This window comes from Bacillus sp. EA-CB0995 (genome assembly GCF_055814245.1).
Genome location: NZ_CP169269.1, coordinates 3,494,329 through 3,513,425 on the forward strand (window position 1 = coordinate 3,494,329; position 19,097 = coordinate 3,513,425).

The window sequence follows — 19,097 nt, forward strand, 5'->3', positions numbered from 1 at the left end:
TTTCCATATATATGCCTATACTAAACAATGTAATTCTAAATTAAAGTTGAGGGAAAAAATATGAACGTTGTTATTAGTACGTTAAACGCAAAGTACATTCACACAAATCTAGCAATTCGTTATATTAAAGCATATGCCCAGCCTGAATTTGATTTAGAAATGGCTGAATATACGATTAACGATCCTGTCATGAATATTGTTACTGATTTGCATAGGCGTAAACCTGATGTAATAGGATTTAGCTGTTATATTTGGAACATCGAAGAAACAATTAAAGTCATTCAAATGCTCAAGAAGATTAATCCAAACCTTATCATTTTTGTCGGTGGTCCAGAAGTTACATATGATGTGACATATTGGCTAAAACGTGTTCCTGAAATCGATTTTATTATTATTGGTGAAGGAGAAATTGCTGTAAAAAATCTTCTATTTGAAATACAAGGTGCACAGCAATTTGAAAATCTTGACGGTATCGGATTTATAAAAGTTGATGGTACCCATGTAATAAAACCGCAACGTGAGAAACTAAACTTAAAAGAATTACCATCCCCTTATCGTTTCCCGGAAGATATTCCACATTTAGGTAAACGTATTACCTATATTGAGACAAGTCGCGGTTGTCCGTTTAGTTGTCAATTTTGTTTATCTTCTATTGAAGTTGGCGTTCGTTACTTTGATCGCGAACGTATTAAAGAGGATATTCGCTATTTAATGAAGAATGGTGCCCGTATTATTAAATTCGTCGATCGCACTTTTAACATTAGCCGCAGCTATGCCATGGAGATGTTTCAATTTTTAATTGATGAACACGTACCTGGAACAGTGTTTCAATTTGAAATTACAGCCGATATTATGAGGCCTGAGGTCATCGAATTTTTAAATACACATGCTCCTCCTGGTTTGTTCCGATTTGAAATTGGTGTACAATCTACAAATGAGCAAACAAACGACCTTGTAAAACGACGTCAAAATTTCGAAAAATTAACGAGAACAGTTACAATGGTTCGTGATGGACAAAAAATCGCACAACATTTAGACTTGATTGCCGGATTGCCTGAAGAAGACTATCAATCCTTCAGAAAAACATTTAATGATGTCTTTGCTTTAAGACCAGAAGAATTACAACTTGGCTTTTTAAAACTGCTGCGTGGTACGGGCCTTCGAATTCGGGCAAATGATCATCAATATATATACATGGATCATGCACCCTATGAAATGCTCGGAAATAATGTACTATCCTTTGATGATATTCTTCAAATTAAACAAGTTGAAGATGTATTAGAAAAATATTGGAATGCTCATCGTATGGATCATACCGTGCCATACGTCATATCTCATACATTTGATACACCTTTTGATTTCTTCCAAGAGTTTGGAACTTATTGGGATACACAAGGATGGAGCCGAATTGGACACCAACTAGAAAATTTATTCCAACGTCTGTATCAATTTTTACAATCAAGAAAAACTGCACAACTTCATACGATTAAAGCCTTATTGACAATTGATTATTTACAAAATCATAAATATCGTCCTCGTAAATCATGGATAACGGAACAAAGGAAAAAGGAGGAAGTAGATTCCTACTACAAAATGATTATGGAACGGCCTAACATACTAGGAAACGAATTCGCTGCTCTTCAATTGACAGAAAAAGATTTGTATAAACACACAATTGTAGAGAGTATACCATTTGACTACCACCATTACATGAAACATGGTGAAATGATTTCCAAACCGTCCATCCTTGTTGCCCACTACAATCCAAAAACGACACAATGTGAATTATATGCAGCAAATATAAGCTGATTAAAAAGATTACATGATTTTACAATTAACAGAGGCTTTCATTCATACCGAAAGCCCCTGTTATTCTAACTAATAGTCCAGCGAATCCCCGCTTTCTTTATTTCTTCTTCAAAGCTATGTGGCATGCTTTTATCACAAATAACATGATGTATATCTGAAAATCCAGAAATACGATAATTTCCTTTTATACCAAGCTTCGTATGATCACATAAAATAAATGTTTCTTCTGCCTGTCGAATCATGGATTCTGATAACTTCGCTTTCTCCAATTCAAAGCTTGAAACTCCGAAATCAGGCAAAAGTCCATCAATTGAAATGAATGCTTTGTCAAAGTGAAATTGCTGAATGAGTTGCTGAGAAATAGAACCTGATACCCGGCAGTGCTTTGGAGCCACTTTTCCACCAATAAACATCACTTGACCATCAATCATTTTCTTATTAATAAAAGAAATTAATTGCATTGCAACAGGAAACGAGCTTGTAATAACAGTCAAATTTTTTCGGTAAATGAGATATGGTACCATTTGAAGTGGCGTACTACCATCATCAATAACAATCACATCACCATCTTCTACAAAAGTTGCTGCTTTATAGCCGATACGCTTTTTTCTTCTAAACATAACATTTCTCTTTCCAGCATTGGAGGGTCCACTTTAGTCCCTGGCAATCCGACTGCTCCCCCATATACTTTCTTCAATTTCTTCTCGCGATCCAGATCTCCTAAATACCTACGAATTGTCTCTGTTGATACCGAAAATTCTTTTGCAAGCTCTGATACCTTTACTTTTCCTTTTAACTCTACTTTCTCAATAATAATCCGCTTACGCTCTTCTCCAACAACAGACATGACTTCACCTCCAGTTATACAAAGTCATTTTTCTCTTCTATCAATACTACTTCCTCATGCATGTAAATTCTTCGTTTTTCCATCAAAAATGATTTTTGAATTTTGGAATACCGCTTCTAGAGTTACAACATTTTTCTACTTCTCCGTTCGTAATAAGCTCTATTTTTCATCTTTCGCTTTTATCCCGCTATTCGCGGGCAGTAAGACCCCACCCTCAAGATGCAGAGAGAAGCAAAGAAGATAAATGGAGGATAACAGCTGGCATGCGCCCGATTGGTGAGAGCTTTCCATCAGGACACCACTGATGGAAGTTTCACTTTATTGCCACTGTTTTTTCTTTCTTTGGGCTGCATCCTATAAAGTGAAACTTCCATCCCTATTGTTAAAACTCCCCTTCATGCTTTGCCCTCTCCTTTGTTTTCATATGTATAATTTCAATATAAACGTAAAGTGTAAAACCCACATTAAACAAAGATTAATCTTTTGTTTAATGTGGGTTTTTGTGTAATACGTTGGTACTTCTACGTTTTCTCCCTCTTTTTCGCCTACAACATAACAATAAATTTACAAACAATTAAAAAACCTCACAAAAAAGAGACGTTTATAAAAAACGCCTCAGTTTTTCTTTCCTTTTTTTGAGTTACGATTTGCATATTTTGCAACATCTTCATTTTCGTACTCTACTGCAAATTCCGCATCCGGCAAGCTTTCTTTTGGAGTTTGATTGTTCTTTGCAGCTGCATTACGACTCACCTTTCGTTTTACCATACGAAACACTCCTTAATTCTTTATATAAAATCAATGCTTATAGTACTAATATGGACATTAAAACTTCACTCTATAGATGGTAACTGTTAACAAGTTGCGAATATGCAATGTGAGGAAATGCTATAAAATAGGAAGGTCCATATGCCTTTCCACTTTTATAAACAAGGGGCGGTACATGTGAAGAGAAACCAACCGATCGACTCTCCGATTCTTGATGAAACAATTCCGCATCAAATGAATTTTCCTTCTTTTAAAGGAACTGGCATCACGATGCAACCACCATTCACCAATGAGTATGGCGTAATTATTGGTGACAGCCAATATAATTCAGAAAATAGTCCCCTGAACAATTGGAGTGATGATATTGATCCTGCTATTATGGCCGGAGACCAATGGATACATCCAACAAATGATATCGGCTGGATTGCTGAAGAAAATCAAGACTTACTGCAAAAAAACAATACGGATTCAGAAGAAACTTTTATGCATCCGCAGTTTGGTATTAACGATTAATGTAGAAAAGCGATTCTATGTTATAAAATAGAATCGCTTTTTATCCAACAATAATCCGTTCTTTTGGATACTTATATCGAGGTGGTCTCTCTTTGCCCCCAATTACAAATATGAACGTTAAAATACCAATTCGCCCGATAAACATGAGCACAATTAATACGAGTTTTCCAACTGTTGTGAGTTCTGCTGTAATTCCGGTCGATAAACCAACTGTTCCAAATGCTGAACATACTTCTACAAACAGATCCATTAATGGAAATGGTTCCGTTATACATAACACAAATAGTGCTGCGGCACATAGCAAAGCGCCCATCAATGCAACAACAAATGCTTTTATAATATCTTCTTCGTGTAATTGTCTCCCAAATACCCGTACACTTCTACCACCTTTTGCAAAGGTATACAATACGAGGATACAAACTGCAAAAGTTGTTGTACGAATACCACCACCGACAGAGCTTGGAGAAGCGCCAATAAACATTAATATACTCATAAAGAACAGTGTTGGGGGCGAAAATTCTTGAATATCCATCGTTGCTAAGCCGCCACTTCTTGTTGTAACAGATTGAAACAATGTATAAAACAACATTTCATGCCATGATTTCCCACGTAAAAAATGATTCCACTCTAACAAAAAAATAACGATTGTTCCAACAACCACTAAAGTAAAGAACGTTGTCGTTGTGAGTTTTGTAAATAATGAAAACCGAAATAATTCATGTTTCTTTTTACCTATATATTGTCTCACTTCAATCAATACTGGAAAACCAATTGCCCCTAAAATAATAAGAAGCATATGAATAATTTGTACGATATAATCGTTTTGGTACGGTACAAGCGATTGTCCCGTCAAATCAAATCCGCCATTCGTTGTAGCACTAACAGCTGCAAAAAAGCCATGAAAATATGCTTCCTTCCAATTAGGGAAGTAACGTAAAAATCTTGTTCCTAATAACAGTGCACCAATTACTTCAATTGAAATGATTAATATTAAAATAGAGCGCATTAAATGAACAAGTCCCGCTAAATTTCTTTGATTTTGATCTGCCATAATTAAACGTCGCTGCTGTAAACCTATTTTCTTTCCTGTAATCATCCAAACAAACGTACCAAGCGCCATAATGCCCAGTCCACCTAATTGTAAAACAAGCGCTAAAATAACAATACCTGCTGTAGTAAATGTATCTGGAATCGATACAACAGATAAACCTGTTACACTTACTGCACTAACAGATGTAAATAAAGCATCAATAAATGTCCACTCGACTCCTGGTTTTATAACAAATGGCATGCTTAATAATATAACAGACACAATAACAGCAAGACCATAAAATAAAACGATGAGCTGTACCGGTCTTAAATGTTGTAACCATTTCCTAATACCTTTCATTCCATCACTTCTTTAACTTTTTTACGACGAAATATTTCGAAATCCGAACTACTGCCATGTGCAAATAATTCCTGAAATATTTTTGCAAATACCATACTATAGACGGTGCCATTCCCGCCATAACTTAATGCATAATAGAGGTTTGCAATCGATTCATCCTCTTTCAGAATGGGCATTCCATCATGTGTTCCGCCAAATATTGCTGCCCAATAATATTCTGCTTGTACGTGTTTCAACTGTGGAAATAATTTTGATGTTATTTGAACAAGAAGATTTCTTTTATGTAGTAGGTGTGTGTCACCATATTTTTGTAACATACTCGGTTCATCTAAGCCACCGATTATAATTCGATTCTTATACGTGCGGCAATATAAATACGGACGCGCAGTTTCCCAAATTAACGACTGCTCGTACCATCCTTCAAAATTTGGTTGTTCATTTGTGACAATTGCATAGGAAGTTTCCAAAATTGCATTTGCTTCTTTTTTATCTGTTGCGTTTCGTATCCTGTAGCTATAATAACAGCTTTAGATATAATTTTTTTCCATTTTTAGTATAACAGATTGTGTCTTTATGAACAGATTTAATATGAATAATCTCTGTATCTTCAAAAATAGCCGTTCCATTCTCTTTTGCTTTATGAATAAGAGCATGTGCTAACACATACGGATTCACTTCTGCATCCCCTCTTGTGTATAAAGCAGCTGGTTTTGTAAATGAGTAACGTTTCGCTATATCTTCTTCTGTAAAAAACTCAACAGGAAAATCATAATATCTTAAGGTTTCATATTCTTTTCTTAGAAATGAAACATCATCTTTATTACTTGCATAATATAAACTTCCTCTACGAATAAATTCAGGATCTATATCGAGTTTTGTTACTACTTGCTCCATAGTATCGAGCGCATCATAACATAATCGATATGCTCGAACTCCTTTTTCTTCACCAAATGTATGCACAAACGAAGTTAATGATTTATCTTGAGTGTATTGTAACAACCCTGTATTCGCAAGCGTACTTCCGCTTGCAACTTTCCCTTTATCTACAACTGCCACTTGTAGTCCAATTGCCGATAACATATATGCAAGTTGAGCACCCGCTTGACCACTTCCAATAATAAGCACATCACATATCATATCATTTTCCAACTTTTCATAACAAGGTATAGAAATCCCTTCATCCCAAAACAATTTTCCAAGTAGCAGTTCCATCAAATCTCTCCTAAAATAAATTTATCTTTCTTTATTCCATTATTTTTCGTTATTTTCCATAAAAAAATCCAGCTAGTTTTCACTAGCTGGATTATACTATCATGCTTTAGAAGTGGTATTTTCCACTTCTCTCAATGCAAAATCACCCGTACTCAACTAACTATTAGTGGGAAAAATCACCCACTAATAGAAGTTTCGTTTTACTTTGAACGCTCTTCAAGCCAATTACCAATTGTCGGATATGTTTGTTTCACTGCCGTTCCTCCGTATACAATTGACATGTGCCCTGTCGGAATACACACATATTGCTTATCTACACTAGAAATATGATCTAACAATGCTTCCACTTGACATGGAAGTGCAATATGATCACGTTGAGCAGAGATATTCAATACATTTGCTTTAATATTTTCTAATTTCACTTGTTGGCCGCGAATGATAAGTTCCCCTTTTACTAACTTATTCTTTTGGTAGAACTCACGAATCCATTGACGATATGATTCTCCTGGAAACGGAATTCCATCCGCAACCCATTTTTGAACTAATCTCCAACTTTCTACAAACCGTTCGTTTTCTGAGCGATCAAGGAGCGCTACGTACGGACCTACAAAATTCGAAAGTGGTTTCAACATTTTATTTCCAAAGTCAATCATTTCTGGAGGGATATTTCCAAGTGTATCAACTGCTTTATCTAAATTAAAATATTTTTCATCTAATAATGGTCCATATAAACCTGTATCAGAAAAGTCAAATGGGCTCGTCATGAAAATTAAATTACGAATTGGCATATGCGGATGAAGCGCAGCGTAAATAGAAGTTAAGGTTCCACCCATGCAATAACCAAGAAGAGAAATTTCTTCCGCATTTGCTGTACGCAATACTTTTTTCACAGCTTTTGCAATGTAATCAAGAACAAAATCATCAAATTTCAAATGACTATCTTCTAAACCAAATGTTCCCCAATCCAACATATACACATCAAAGCCACGGTCTACTAAGTATTCCACTAAACTGTTCCCTGGCGTTAAATCCATAATATACGGCTTATTAATAAGAGCATAAATTAACAAAATAGGAACAGAATGTGTTTTTTCTTGTTTTGGAATGTAACGATATAACTTCGTTTTGTTTTTCGTCCAAATAACCTCTTTCGGTGTTAAGCCTACTTGCGGCTCTGGTTCACGAAGTAGCACTTCACTTGCTCGTCTAAAGCGTTTATATGCTCTTTGATATTCCTCTGGATATAGCTCTAATTGTTTTTCCCATTCCGTTCTTAATGTTGTCATTTTCACAACTCCTTTATTTTCATTTCATTTCTTTTAGAAAGAAAGAAGTGCATACCTATCATAGACATGCACTTCTTTGTTGTTAGATTACATATATAAACCGCCGTTAATATTTAATTGCTGTCCTGTAATGTACGCACCATCACGGCATAAATATACAACACCTTTTGCAATTTCATCTGCTTGACCGAAACGTTTCTTCGGAATTTTCGCTACGATTTGCTCACGAACGTTTTCCGGAACTTCTGCTACCATTTCCGTATCGATAAACCCTGGGCAAATTGCATTTACTGTTACATTCGTTCTTGCATACTCTAACGCTAAAGATTTTGTAAACCCAATCATACCAGCTTTTGCAGCTGAATAGTTCGTCTGTCCAAATCCACCAGCTTGTCCAATAATAGAAGAAATACTAATAATTCGTCCTTCTTCAGCTTCTGTTATGTATGGAAGTGCAGCACTTGTTGTATTGAATACGCTGCTTAAATTCACATCGATAACGCGATCCCAATCTTCACGGTTTAACTTTTTAAATGTACGATCTCTCGTAATACCAGCATTGTTAACTAAAATGTCTACTTTTCCAAAATGCTGTACTGTTTCTTCTACAAGACGCTTTGCATCCTCTAATTTAGAAACATCCGCTTGACAAGCATATACATCATGTCCTTCTTTCGCTAGCTCATTCACAAGGTTCTCAGCAGCATCTTTACTGCTATTGTAATTAATCACTACTTTTGCACCTTCTGCTGCTAGTGCTACTGTAATTGCTTTTCCAATCCCCTTTGCTCCACCTGTTACGATTGCTACTTTTCCATGTAATTGAGCCATTTTTGCTCCCCCTTTGTTATAATTCGCGGCCACATGATGGATGAGCTTTGCCTAGATGAACACCGCAATGCATACATACATACATACATACATTTATAAATGATATACCGCCCTAGAAAGAGGTGCTCCCCGCCTCTTTCAGAACGAATATATATTTAACGAAATTATTTTTTATTATCGTTTTTAGCTTGTACCGCTGGTACTGCTGGTACTGCTGGTACTGCTGGTACTTGTAACTTTGCTAATACTTCATTTTGTTTTTCAAGCAGTTCAAAAATTTTATCTAATTTATTTTCTAATGTACGAATATCTTGTTTCACTTTTGTGACATCACGCTTTATTGTAGGAGATTGTCCGAGAGACTCTACCTTTTCTTCCAAAAACTCTTCGATATTGTCAACTTTGTTTTCTAAATTAATAACAAGAGAAGCAACTCTGGCAATATCTTCTTGCGTTGGGATATTCACTTTCTCTAAATATCCCTTTGTTGCATCATTCATCATCTTTTGATAAAACAAATTCAAATCTAGAACGCTTCCCATCCATGCAGAATACTCTTCTGTCTTGACTGTTTCATTAAGCGTTTTTCCCCAAAACTTTTCTGTCTGTTCGTAAACTTCTTTCCAAGCTTGTAGTGGATCGAGTTTTTGTTCAATCACTTCTCCTACACTCCTTTATTTAGTTATTGGAACAATTCAATCTATTCACTATTTTCTAATATTCCGACTAAAAGTTCAAGTGTGTATTTATTTTTTATTTTCCAAAAATACATTGACAAAAAATACAGATAGGTGTAAATTGCACATATAAGAAAAAATTCCATCTAACTGATTCATGAGGTGATGCACAATCATGCTACAAAATGAACCAGAAAAAAAGAAAGTTTGGACACAACCCAAACAAAACAACCAAACTCCATGCCAAAAAACTTCTTAGTTCCATTCTTACTTCTCTGTCTTAAAGACTGGAGTCTTCACGGTTACAAACTCATTCAGATGCTAATGGATATTGGCTTTTCTTCTATTGATCAAGGTAATGTATATAGGACTTTACGCAAACTAGAAAAAGAAAACCTCATATCTTCTACTTGGGATACAAGTGAAGGAGGTCCAGCAAAACGAATTTATTCTTTAACGGAATATGGAGAGGAATATTTAACATCTTGCGCTACGTCATTTGAGCAATATCAAAAAATGCTTCGTACGTTTTTTAACCTGTACACAAGTGCATTCTTTCCATTTTCCAATGTTCCAACAAAGGATGAGAAATCTTCATCCTCTTTTGGTGACACAGCAGATTAATCTGCGTTCACAATATGTAAAAAATTTATTTAATTTATTTGGAGGTCAAGTCATGGAAACGAAACCACACGAACTTGTTGATGCATTCTGGAAAAACTGGTCACACTCTCTTTCCCTTTTTTCTTCAGCGGGAAAACAAATGGAACAACTTACATTAGAAACATTGAAACATCAGCAGGAAGCTTTGCATAAATTAACAGAAAGTACAGAAGAAATCGAAAAAGAAATCCAGCAATTTTCAGCACAAGCAAACACGCAATATACTGAATATGTAAAGCAATTTGCTGGTAACTCCTTTAATGAACAAATTGACGGATGGCAAGAAAAATGGAATGAACTTTCTAGTCATATGCAACAACTTACTGTTTCTCCAACAAAAGCATCTTTGTCTTTACTTTCACAAACAAGCGGACAATTCGAAGAAGCAGTGAAACAACTGATTAGCCAACAACAACAACAACGTCAAGAGGTTCAAAAACAAATGGAAAGTTTTTTAGAAGAATTCAAATCCATGCAACTAGACCTCGTAAAAAAGTTCGAGGAAAACTCAAACAATCTATTCACTTCCATGAAATAAGAAAAATGTGGCAACTTACTGCAAAAAATACTCGTCTCTTTCTTTCTCCCCTTACATCGGGATGGCTCACATTTTTCAACATGGAAAAGAAGGAGGAAGAAATGAATCTTTTTCAAGAAGCAGAATCTGTCCATGAGCTTTATTATGATGAGATTCACATTGGTGATCAAGCTTCTTTAACAAAAACGATTACAGACGAAGATATTGTTACTTTTGCAAAACTTACTGGTGACGTAAATCCAATTCATTTGCTTGATTCTTTTGCAAAAACAACGATGTTTAAAGAACGTATTGCTCACGGTATGCTCGTATCTAGCTTTATTTCAACAATACTCGGAACAAAGCTTCCAGGGAAAAATACCATTTATTTATCTCAAAATATGGCATTCCGTGCTCCTGTAAAAATTGGGGATACGTTACGTGTTGTGGCTGAAGTAATTGAAAAACGCGATGACAAAAGAATTATTACGTTACAAACAAATGTATATAATCAATACGATAAAGTTGTTGTTGAAGGTACAGCAACTGTCCTGAAAAAGAGTAGCGCTGCTACTCTTTTTCATTTTATCCAAGAACTGTTAGTATGACCGATTACTTCCGCGTATGAGTGAACATAGAACACATACAATAACATTATCAGCTATCATAAGCTGAAAATAAAAAAAGGGGTATATCTAACATGGCAAAAACAAATAAACTACTTGTCCCTGGCGCTGAACAAGCACTAGAGCAATTCAAGTATGAGATTGCTCAAGAATTTGGCGTGAGTTTAGGTTCTAACACAGCTTCTCGCTCTAACGGATCTGTTGGCGGTGAAGTAACAAAACGTCTCGTTTCACTTGCACAACAACAATTACGCGGATAATTAATCACATAAATAATGGATTTGAGGCAGATATTCTCTGCCTCTTTTCTTTTGCCTGTAGAAAGTATGTAAAGTTCAACTTCCATCAGTGGAGGTTTTTTCATCCCCCCTGATGGTTAGTTGAACCAATCCCGCATAAACGTTAAATATCTGAGCAAAAATTTTTTAACTGGTTGACAAACATTAACAGTTCTTATATATTATACATAACAGCATATTTCCAAAGGGGAGTAGCGTCAGAGAAAATATTCTCTGAAACAAAGTCGTCATTACGTGGAACTATGTTCCTCCGGCTTTGTTGGCATATTTTATTACATATGTCTAGCAAGACCTTTGCCTATCAACGGCAGAGGTCTTTTTTGTGTTCTTTTTGAAATTTCTCTGCCATTGGTAGAGCTTATTTTGGGGAAGCTAAACAATGGGGAATTTTCTTCTTTTGTTTAGCACATATACAAACGAGAGGAGAATGTAAATGGATCTATCTTTATTATTGGAGTATGGTTGGGTATTACTTATTTTAGTCGTTTTGGAGGGAATTTTAGCAGCAGATAACGCACTCGTCCTTGCTATTATGGTAAAACATTTACCTGAAGAAAGACGTAAAAAGGCCTTATTTTATGGGCTTGCAGGAGCCTTTGTATTTCGCTTTGGATCGCTGTTTATGATTTCATTTCTTGTCGATGTATGGCAAGTACAAGCGATTGGTGCCATCTATTTAATGTTTATTGCTGGTAACCATCTTGTAAAAACTTATGTAAAAAAGAATGCAGCGCACGAAGAAACAGAGAAAAAAGAGACAGAGAAAAAACAAGAAAACTTTTGGTGGACTGTATTTAAAGTAGAGGTTGCTGATATTGCTTTTGCTATTGACTCTATTTTAGCGGCTGTTGCATTAGCTGTGACATTACCGAAAACAAATCTTGGTACGATCGGTAGCCTCGATACAGCACAGTTTTTCGTTATTTTCGCAGGTGGTATGATTGGATTAATCATTATGCGCTTTGCCGCATCTGCTTTCGTAAACTTACTGAAACGTAAACCTGGGTTGGAAACTGCTGCATTCACGATTGTAGGTTGGGTTGGTGTGAAATTAGCAGTTCATACATTGGCTCACCCTGCATTAGGTGTGATTCCACATGAATTCCCAGAATCAGCTACTTGGAAAATTATATTTTGGACTGTATTGCTTGGAATTGGTGTATGTGGCTGGTTCTTATCAAAAGAAACAACGCCAAATGTACAACAAGATTCGAAAAAATATAACGAAAAAGCGCTGTAATTTCAGCGCTTTTTCTTTTTTCTTTGAAAATGACCGAACTTTCTTAATCATTGAAAACACACTATATTATATAACATAAATGTTAACGCTTTCATTAAAATCATGTCCTTTTTGTGAAATATTGCACAAACTTATTGAAAGTATGAACAAATACGTGTACTTTATTCATATCAAGAGTATTTATAAATGATGTATTAAAGGAGCGTAATGACTTATGCTAGAACAGGGAGTAGCTTACCTTGTGCAGCTTGCAAAGAAGAAAAAACAAATGCTAGATAACAATCCAATGCAATATTTTCTTCGTGCTGCACTTGCTGGTATCTATATTGGTTTTGTTATTGTACTATGTTTTAAATTAGGGAATTTCTTTCATGATGCACATTCACCCGCAACTTATTTAGCATCTTCTATGTTTTTTGGAATCGCACTCATTTTAATTCTTTATGGCGGTGCTGAATTATTTACAGGAAATACAATGTATTTCACAGTTGCAACTTTGCGAAAAGAGACAACGATTGGTGATACATTACGTAACTGGGGTGCTTGTTATGCAGGTAACTTAGTAGGGGCAATATTTTTTGCAGCACTCTTCTATGCGACTGGTATTTTTGAAACGATTAGTCACAATCACTTATTAAATGAAGTTGTCGGAGGAAAGATGGGCGCATCAACAATGCATCTATTTTTTAAAGGTATTTTATGTAACTGGCTCGTTTGTCTTGCATGTTTCCTTCCTTCTCAAGTAAAGGGAGATACAGCAAAAATACTTACGATAATGCTTATTGTCTTTACATTTTTCTTATCTGGATATGAACATAGCATCGCAAATCTATCACTATTTACAATTGCTTTAGTATCACCACACCCTGATACAATTTCTTTTGCGGGTGCAATTCATAACTTAATTCCAGTTACAATTGGGAATATTATTGGCGGATCGGTGTTTGTCGGCATGGTATATCATTATTTGACTATAACAAAAAGTAACCCAGAATCTACAGAAAACGGAATCATTTCCACACAAACTGAAGAAATCATTCCATTACAGGCGCATGTAAAATAAAACTTTAATCAGTGGAGGGTCTTCATTCCCCACTGATTATTAGCTGAACTACTCAGGCACATACCAGCAGTTATCCCCTACTACCTTCTTTACTTTCGCTGAATTTTGAGGTGGGGGTATTACTGATGAACATCAAAAATATGCATTCCAATCAACTTGGAATGCATATTTTTTAATAACTCCCGACGCATTTTATTATAATAGACGCAGAAATTTCTCCTGATTCTTTTCCTTTTTGTATTCGATTTAACATATAATGTTGTCCAATCGTATCATTCGTATGTAAATGAATTTTCTCTACATGTAAGCCTTCCTTACAAAATATATCTATGAAATACAATCCGTTTTTTTGCCGCAATCCCATATTATAATCGAGCGATAACGTATGTACCCTATTATTTCGAACAAACTCCAGCGCCTGCTCGACTGTGGTAGCTAGCATAAAGCCAGCTGGACACGGCCTTTGATCATCCATATATACGTTCATCTAATCCCTCCTCTACATACACATACTATATGAACATACTGTTCCAAGCGCAATAAATGGTGCAAAAGGAAGCGGTTCTTTATAAGTCATGCGCCGAATAATAACAAAAGTAGTAAGAAAGCAAAGACCAAATAATGAAGAGAAACAAAGTGACAGTAGTATTGCTTTTGTTCCAACTACAAATCCAAGTAAAATGAACAATTTGACATCTCCACCGCCAATACCTGCTGGATGAATTACTTGAATAATATATAAGAGCACAAACATAACCGCTGCTCCCAGTAACCCATCCCACCATGGGGAAAGCGGTATAAAAAAACGTTCTATTACAAATAGCCCTGCAAAAAAAATAAAATACGATTTGGAATTACCATATAGAGAAGATCTGTGATGGTAACAATGAAAAGAAGTGATAATAGAGTCCAAACAATAATAAGCTGCTCACTAGGACCGATAAAAAACGCTGTAAAGAAAAACGATATACCTGCAATACCCTCAAATAGCGGATGAAAAGGTGAGATTTTTATATCACAATGTGTGCACCGTCCTTTTTGTATACAAAATGATACAATAGGAATCAACTCTTTTACTTGTAATACATAATGACAATGCGAACAGTGTGAGCGCGGTTTTATAATGGAATAACCGAGTGGAATACGATAGGCAACGACTTGATAAAAAGAACCTAGTATCAAGCCAGTGAAAAAAGCATATGCATAAAATAGCATTTCGCCATCTCCTTTCGCACCTAATATAGCAAAAAAGTTTAACATGTTGTATTTTCAAAAACTTATCTTTATCTATAAAAAAACAGACCTTTACTAGGCCTGTTTTTCCATTTATACAACAAAATAAAACGCTTTTAATGGTCCATGTACACCAACGACAAGGTTCATTTCAATGTCAGCAGAGTTACTTGGTCCTGTAATAAAGTTAATACAAGAAGCTGGTGCTTCTCCATTTTCTACACGTGTATTTAAATCATGTACCGCTTGTGTAATACGCGGTACTAATGTTTCACGTGGAATAATAGCTACGTAAATAGTTGGTAAGAAGTGTAGTGAACGTCCTCTTCCTTTATGACTTTGCACTACAATTGTACCAGATTCCGCTAACGTATAATCACTAAACGAAATTCCGATATTTGCTTTTTCCGCTAGCTTCATGTTTTCATCTTTCTTCTCGGGATCCCAAGTATTCACTTCTACGTTTTCGCCTGGAAGTTCCGCTCCAAACAGTTGTTGTAATCCATACTCTTCAAAACGATCATCTTGAGATAACATAATTGGCCCGCCGCCATTTTCTGTGATAACTTTCTTGATCGCTGCACTTAATTCATCTCTATTCGTTTCAATGACAGTCGTATGAATGTTGTTACATTGTTTCTTAAATACTTCTAATAGTTCTTCTTGTGCGTAATCGTTTAACGTCTCTAAATTCACATTATTTTTCCATTTAGGGCGCTGTACACCTTCTGTTTTACGCTCACGTCCAAGTTGTTTTGCGACATTCTCTAAAAATGAATCACGATTTTGAATCGTTCCTGCCATTAGTTATTCCCGCCTTTCTTATGCTCTTTATACCAATCACGGAATCTTTCTTTGCTTGGAGCTGGGAATTCGCGAATCTCCGTCCAATTTTTAAGCGGTCCCACACCCTTAGAAACGCGGTTTCCAGATGTGAATGGGCTCATTGCAGCCGGCGCCATTTTAGATCCCATTTTGTATAAAGCAGCAGAAGAAGCGCCCATACTAAACATCTTCATCGCAAGCTTTTCTGCAAGCGGTGCACGTCCTTCTTTTTCCACAATTACTTGACGATGTTTTAATAACAAGTCATGTAATGGAATTTTTACCGGACAAGCTTCTGTACATGCTCCGCATAAACTAGACGCATATGGAAGTTCTTTATAATCATCATATCCACCTAAAAGCGGTGTTAATACCGCACCAATTGGACCTGAATAAATTGATCCGTAAGAGTGACCACCAACATGACGATATACAGGACATACATTCACACATGCCGCACAGCGAATACATTGCAACACTTGACGGAATTCAGAACCTAATATTTCAGAACGACCATTATCTACAACAACTAAATGGAACTCTTCAGGTCCATCTACTTCGTCTTCTTGAATTGGTCCTGCTACTGTTACATAACTTGTTAGCTTTTGACCAACAGCACTACGGCAAAGTAAACCAACAAGAACATCAAGCTCTTCCATTGTTGGAACCATACGTTCCATACCCATTACTGCAATTTGCGTTTTCGGGATAGACATCACAAGGTCTGCGTTACCTTCATTTGTTACTAAACAAAGAGAACCTGTGTTAGCAACTGCAAAGTTACATCCTGTTACGCCAATCTCTGCATCCATAAATTTTTCACGAAGAATTTTACGAACGAATTTCGTCATTTCATATGGATCATCAGAGTTTTCATATCCTAATTTTTCTTTAAACACACCTTGAATTTGCGTTCTATTTTTATGAAGTGCTGGTGCAACAATGTGAGATGGTGGATCATTGTCTACTTGTAAAATGTATTCCCCTAAGTCACTCTCAACGACCTCACAGCCGATTTCTTGAAGTACATGGTTCATACCGATTTCTTCTGTTACCATTGATTTTGATTTAACTACTTTTTTCGCTTGTTTCTTTTCAGCTACTTGTTTAATATACTCAGCTGCTTCTTCCTTCGTTTTCGCAAAGAAAACATGGCCGCCTCGTTTTGATACATTTTCACTCAGCTGCATTAAATAATAATCTAAATTTTCTAGCGTATGCTGACGAATTTGTTCACCAAGGTCACGCCACTCTTCCCAGTTTCCTAATTCATCAGCTGCCTCTAAACGTTTTGTGTATAGACGCGTTTGTGCAGACGATACTGCTCCGCGCATAAATGAATCTTGAAGATTTTCGCCAACACGATCATTAAATTTTTTATCACTAGTTTTCATAGACATAGCTTACTTCCCCCTCCATCAGCGGCTATTCAATACTTCAGCAATATGCATCACTTTTACATTTTTTCCTAAACGCTCGATACGCCCGCCAATGTTTAACAAACACCCACAGTCTGCTCCAATTAAATAATCTGCTCCAGTTTCCATGACACTGTCGACTTTTTCATCTACCATTTGCTCAGAAATTGGTGTCATTTTAACTGAGAACGTTCCCCCAAAACCGCAACAATTTTGTACATTTGGTAGTTCTTTCACTTCTAGACCTTTCACATTTGATAGTAAAATGCCTGGAGCTTCTTTTACTCCTAGTAAACGTGTCATATGACAAGATTTATGAACCGTTGCTACGCCATCCAAGCGAGCACCAACGTCAGTAACTTTTAACACATCAACAATAAATTGTGTCAGTTCGTATGTTTTTTCAGCTACTTTTTTCGCACGTGGTCCCCATTCTGGATCATCTTTAAATACGTGTGGATACTCGTGAAACATTGTCGCACAAGAACCAGAAGGTGTAACGATATACTCAGCGTTTTCAAATGTGCTAATCATATGCTTCATTGCTTCTTTTGCTGCTTCTACGTGGCCGCTATTGTAAGCTGGTTGTCCACAACAAACTTGCGCTTCTGGAAATTCAATTTCACAACCTAATCGCTCTAAAATTTCAACCGTTGCTTTGCCGACATTTGTTTCAAACATATCGACTAAGCATGTAACAAATAATGTAACTTTCATATTATAGTTCCCCCTCATTTCAACTCAGCCAACAATCGTATGGTCATCAGATGACTTAGTAAAAAGAAAGAAGCGAAACATAAATTATTCATGTTTTATTCTTTCTTCTATTCAGAAAACGCTTACTTATTCTTTCTCTATTTTATCAAAAAAATAAAATTTTGAAAGTACAATATTACGAATTTGTTTTCTCGATGCCTGTGACCATACATTCCACATTCGTTAGGTGATCTTGCATCGCTTGCTGCGCTGCTTCAATATCATTCTCTAACACTGCTTCATAAATTTTTCGATGCTCTTCTAGAAGTCGTTCTGCTGTTGTTTGTTCACCATATAAAATAATTCGTCTTGTTTCACCAATTGCTTCAGCGATCATTTCAGAAACATGGTTCATCAATTCTAACAAAATATTGTTGTGTGAAGCTTCTGCAATTGCCATATGGAAATGAAAATCTGCTTTTTCACCACCATTTTCATCTCCTACGCTTTTTTGCATCTCATCTAACCAATGCTGCATATTGTGTAAATTTTCTTCTGTACGTTTTACTGCCGCCGCACGAGCTGCTCCTACTTCAAGCACTTTCCGTACTTCCAATAAATTCACAATATCCTCTTGTTTCATTAATAGAGTTGTATTTAATGACGCTGTTAAAGAAGATGGATCGAAATTCTTCACATACGTGCCTTCCCCTTGTTTCATCTCAATTAAGCCCATTGCTCGCAAGGCACTTAACGCTTCGCGCACAGCAGATCTGCCAACTTGAAACTGCTCTGCCAATTGATGAACAGGAAGAAGTTTGTCACCAGGCTTTAGTGTACCATTTTTAATCATTGCTAAAATGGCTTCCGATACTTCTTCGTAAATTTTTTCGGCTTAATAGATTTGTATTCCAGTTGTATCACCCCAGTATCATCCAAACAACAATGACAACAATTTATCCCGCGCTAACGGGCAGTAGGACTCCCACCTCAAGATTCTGAGAAGTCAAAGAAGATAGGCGAGAGATAACTGCTAGCATGCGCCAGATTCGTTCAATTAACCATCGGCAGGAAGATAAACCGTCTCCCCACTGCTGCAAGTTTCACTTTATATAGAAAATAGCATCCATATCTATTTTAGAACTAAATACATAGAAGTACAAACATTTTGTTCATAAAATGGA

The 19,097-nt window shown here is 36.2% G+C and carries 17 protein-coding genes, 4 pseudogenes and 1 riboswitch; of the genes and pseudogenes, 8 read left to right on the plus strand and 13 right to left on the minus strand.

All coding sequences use genetic code 11. The annotated features are described in order from the left end of the window. Positions 1-60 precede the first annotated feature (60 nt). Positions 61-1,809, plus strand: a complete 1,749-nt coding sequence (locus tag ACEWFJ_RS18075; RefSeq protein WP_473689416.1) for a B12-binding domain-containing radical SAM protein — start codon at positions 61-63, stop codon at positions 1,807-1,809. Positions 1,810-1,874: 65 nt separating this feature from the next. On the opposite strand, the pseudogene ACEWFJ_RS18080 reads toward ACEWFJ_RS18075, so the two are convergent. Both ACEWFJ_RS18080 and ACEWFJ_RS18085 read right to left on the minus strand, forming a co-directional pair. Beyond that, positions 1,875-2,656 (minus strand): annotated as a pseudogene (locus ACEWFJ_RS18080) (DeoR/GlpR family DNA-binding transcription regulator). A gap of 615 nt (positions 2,657-3,271) precedes the next feature. Then, positions 3,272-3,424 carry a hypothetical protein gene (locus tag ACEWFJ_RS18085; protein WP_176524721.1) on the minus strand — a complete coding sequence of 51 codons (153 nt, stop codon included), beginning with the start codon at positions 3,422-3,424 and terminating at the stop codon, positions 3,272-3,274. Between the two features lie 141 nt (positions 3,425-3,565). Between ACEWFJ_RS18085 and ACEWFJ_RS18090 the strand changes: the two genes are divergently transcribed. Then, positions 3,566-3,937: a DUF3905 domain-containing protein gene (locus ACEWFJ_RS18090; RefSeq protein WP_473689417.1), complete on the plus strand. Its 372-nt coding sequence runs from the start codon at positions 3,566-3,568 to the stop codon at positions 3,935-3,937. A 40-nt stretch (positions 3,938-3,977) separates the two neighbouring features. Here ACEWFJ_RS18090 and ACEWFJ_RS18095 read toward each other — a convergent pair whose 3' ends face one another. From ACEWFJ_RS18095 to phaR, 5 genes and pseudogenes are all read right to left on the minus strand, one after another. After that, on the minus strand, positions 3,978-5,327 hold the full coding sequence (locus ACEWFJ_RS18095) for a TrkH family potassium uptake protein (protein WP_473689418.1): 1,350 nt from the start codon (positions 5,325-5,327) through the stop codon (positions 3,978-3,980). After that, a pseudogene (locus ACEWFJ_RS18100) lies at positions 5,324-6,539 on the minus strand (NAD(P)/FAD-dependent oxidoreductase). Before ACEWFJ_RS18100 ends, ACEWFJ_RS18095 begins: the two are co-directional and overlap by 4 nt. A gap of 200 nt (positions 6,540-6,739) precedes the next feature. Next, on the minus strand, positions 6,740-7,825 hold the full coding sequence (phaC, locus tag ACEWFJ_RS18105) for a class III poly(R)-hydroxyalkanoic acid synthase subunit PhaC (RefSeq protein WP_473689419.1): 1,086 nt from the start codon (positions 7,823-7,825) through the stop codon (positions 6,740-6,742). Positions 7,826-7,912: 87 nt separating this feature from the next. Then, positions 7,913-8,656, minus strand: a complete 744-nt coding sequence (phbB, locus tag ACEWFJ_RS18110; RefSeq protein WP_098310903.1) for an acetoacetyl-CoA reductase — start codon at positions 8,654-8,656, stop codon at positions 7,913-7,915. A 164-nt stretch (positions 8,657-8,820) separates the two neighbouring features. Further along, positions 8,821-9,315, minus strand: coding sequence for a polyhydroxyalkanoic acid synthase subunit PhaR (gene phaR, locus ACEWFJ_RS18115; protein ID WP_473689420.1), 495 nt, complete (start codon positions 9,313-9,315; stop codon positions 8,821-8,823). A gap of 193 nt (positions 9,316-9,508) precedes the next feature. Here phaR and phaQ point away from each other — a divergent pair. The 6 genes and pseudogenes from phaQ (at position 9,509) to ACEWFJ_RS18145 (ending at position 13,741) form a co-directional block, all read left to right on the plus strand. Further along, positions 9,509-9,957 (plus strand): annotated as a pseudogene (phaQ, locus tag ACEWFJ_RS18120) (poly-beta-hydroxybutyrate-responsive repressor). 52 nt (positions 9,958-10,009) lie between these two features. Then, positions 10,010-10,534 (plus strand): polyhydroxyalkanoic acid inclusion protein PhaP, encoded by a 525-nt coding sequence (gene phaP, locus ACEWFJ_RS18125; RefSeq protein ID WP_473689421.1) that lies wholly within the window; start codon positions 10,010-10,012, stop codon positions 10,532-10,534. Between the two features lie 101 nt (positions 10,535-10,635). Further along, positions 10,636-11,121, plus strand: coding sequence for a MaoC family dehydratase (locus tag ACEWFJ_RS18130; RefSeq protein ID WP_473689422.1), 486 nt, complete (start codon positions 10,636-10,638; stop codon positions 11,119-11,121). 92 nt (positions 11,122-11,213) lie between these two features. Beyond that, positions 11,214-11,399 carry an alpha/beta-type small acid-soluble spore protein gene (locus tag ACEWFJ_RS18135; RefSeq protein ID WP_033675371.1) on the plus strand — a complete coding sequence of 62 codons (186 nt, stop codon included), beginning with the start codon at positions 11,214-11,216 and terminating at the stop codon, positions 11,397-11,399. 213 nt (positions 11,400-11,612) lie between these two features. After that, a riboswitch (yybP-ykoY riboswitch) is annotated at positions 11,613-11,785 on the plus strand. Positions 11,786-11,871: 86 nt separating this feature from the next. Further along, positions 11,872-12,678 carry a TerC family protein gene (locus tag ACEWFJ_RS18140; protein WP_473689423.1) on the plus strand — a complete coding sequence of 269 codons (807 nt, stop codon included), beginning with the start codon at positions 11,872-11,874 and terminating at the stop codon, positions 12,676-12,678. Between the two features lie 214 nt (positions 12,679-12,892). Next, positions 12,893-13,741 carry a formate/nitrite transporter family protein gene (locus ACEWFJ_RS18145; protein ID WP_473689424.1) on the plus strand — a complete coding sequence of 283 codons (849 nt, stop codon included), beginning with the start codon at positions 12,893-12,895 and terminating at the stop codon, positions 13,739-13,741. 172 nt (positions 13,742-13,913) lie between these two features. Here the strand turns inward: ACEWFJ_RS18145 and ACEWFJ_RS18150 are convergent, their stop codons facing one another. The 6 genes and pseudogenes from ACEWFJ_RS18150 to ACEWFJ_RS18175 form a co-directional block, all read right to left on the minus strand. After that, the gene (locus tag ACEWFJ_RS18150) at positions 13,914-14,228 is read right to left on the minus strand and encodes a cyclic-phosphate processing receiver domain-containing protein (RefSeq protein ID WP_473689425.1); all 315 of its coding nucleotides are present in this window, start codon (positions 14,226-14,228) and stop codon (positions 13,914-13,916) included. A gap of 12 nt (positions 14,229-14,240) precedes the next feature. Then, a pseudogene (locus ACEWFJ_RS18155) lies at positions 14,241-14,956 on the minus strand (prepilin peptidase). A gap of 111 nt (positions 14,957-15,067) precedes the next feature. Next, a complete protein-coding gene (locus tag ACEWFJ_RS18160; RefSeq protein ID WP_473689426.1) occupies positions 15,068-15,778 on the minus strand; it encodes a LutC/YkgG family protein in 711 nt (236 codons plus the stop codon). Continuing rightward, positions 15,778-17,199, minus strand: a complete 1,422-nt coding sequence (locus ACEWFJ_RS18165) for a LutB/LldF family L-lactate oxidation iron-sulfur protein (protein ID WP_098310913.1) — start codon at positions 17,197-17,199, stop codon at positions 15,778-15,780. Before ACEWFJ_RS18165 ends, ACEWFJ_RS18160 begins: the two co-directional genes overlap by 1 nt. 18 nt (positions 17,200-17,217) lie before the next feature. Then, on the minus strand, positions 17,218-17,934 hold the full coding sequence (locus ACEWFJ_RS18170; protein WP_098310914.1) for a (Fe-S)-binding protein: 717 nt from the start codon (positions 17,932-17,934) through the stop codon (positions 17,218-17,220). Between the two features lie 175 nt (positions 17,935-18,109). Beyond that, positions 18,110-18,766 (minus strand): FadR/GntR family transcriptional regulator, encoded by a 657-nt coding sequence (locus ACEWFJ_RS18175; RefSeq protein ID WP_473689427.1) that lies wholly within the window; start codon positions 18,764-18,766, stop codon positions 18,110-18,112. Positions 18,767-19,097 lie beyond the last annotated feature (331 nt).

What these genes read in the sequence shown, in the direction of transcription:
- ACEWFJ_RS18085 (WP_176524721.1), bottom strand. Translation starts at nt 3,424, where the DNA reads ATGGTAAAACGAAAGGTGAGTCGTAATGCAGCTGCAAAGAACAATCAA.
- ACEWFJ_RS18165 (WP_098310913.1), bottom strand. Translation starts at nt 17,199, where the DNA reads ATGTCTATGAAAACTAGTGATAAAAAATTTAATGATCGTGTTGGCGAA.
- ACEWFJ_RS18090 (WP_473689417.1), top strand. Translation starts at nt 3,566, where the DNA reads ATGCCTTTCCACTTTTATAAACAAGGGGCGGTACATGTGAAGAGAAAC.
- ACEWFJ_RS18170 (WP_098310914.1), bottom strand. Translation starts at nt 17,934, where the DNA reads ATGAAAGTTACATTATTTGTTACATGCTTAGTCGATATGTTTGAAACA.
- ACEWFJ_RS18145 (WP_473689424.1), top strand. Translation starts at nt 12,893, where the DNA reads ATGCTAGAACAGGGAGTAGCTTACCTTGTGCAGCTTGCAAAGAAGAAA.
- ACEWFJ_RS18160 (WP_473689426.1), bottom strand. Translation starts at nt 15,778, where the DNA reads ATGGCAGGAACGATTCAAAATCGTGATTCATTTTTAGAGAATGTCGCA.
- phaC (WP_473689419.1), bottom strand. Translation starts at nt 7,825, where the DNA reads ATGACAACATTAAGAACGGAATGGGAAAAACAATTAGAGCTATATCCA.
- ACEWFJ_RS18175 (WP_473689427.1), bottom strand. Translation starts at nt 18,766, where the DNA reads ATGATTAAAAATGGTACACTAAAGCCTGGTGACAAACTTCTTCCTGTT.
- ACEWFJ_RS18150 (WP_473689425.1), bottom strand. Translation starts at nt 14,228, where the DNA reads ATGAACGTATATATGGATGATCAAAGGCCGTGTCCAGCTGGCTTTATG.
- phbB (WP_098310903.1), bottom strand. Translation starts at nt 8,656, where the DNA reads ATGGCTCAATTACATGGAAAAGTAGCAATCGTAACAGGTGGAGCAAAG.
- ACEWFJ_RS18075 (WP_473689416.1), top strand. Translation starts at nt 61, where the DNA reads ATGAACGTTGTTATTAGTACGTTAAACGCAAAGTACATTCACACAAAT.
- ACEWFJ_RS18095 (WP_473689418.1), bottom strand. Translation starts at nt 5,327, where the DNA reads ATGAAAGGTATTAGGAAATGGTTACAACATTTAAGACCGGTACAGCTC.
- ACEWFJ_RS18140 (WP_473689423.1), top strand. Translation starts at nt 11,872, where the DNA reads ATGGATCTATCTTTATTATTGGAGTATGGTTGGGTATTACTTATTTTA.
- ACEWFJ_RS18130 (WP_473689422.1), top strand. Translation starts at nt 10,636, where the DNA reads ATGAATCTTTTTCAAGAAGCAGAATCTGTCCATGAGCTTTATTATGAT.
- ACEWFJ_RS18135 (WP_033675371.1), top strand. Translation starts at nt 11,214, where the DNA reads ATGGCAAAAACAAATAAACTACTTGTCCCTGGCGCTGAACAAGCACTA.
- phaP (WP_473689421.1), top strand. Translation starts at nt 10,010, where the DNA reads ATGGAAACGAAACCACACGAACTTGTTGATGCATTCTGGAAAAACTGG.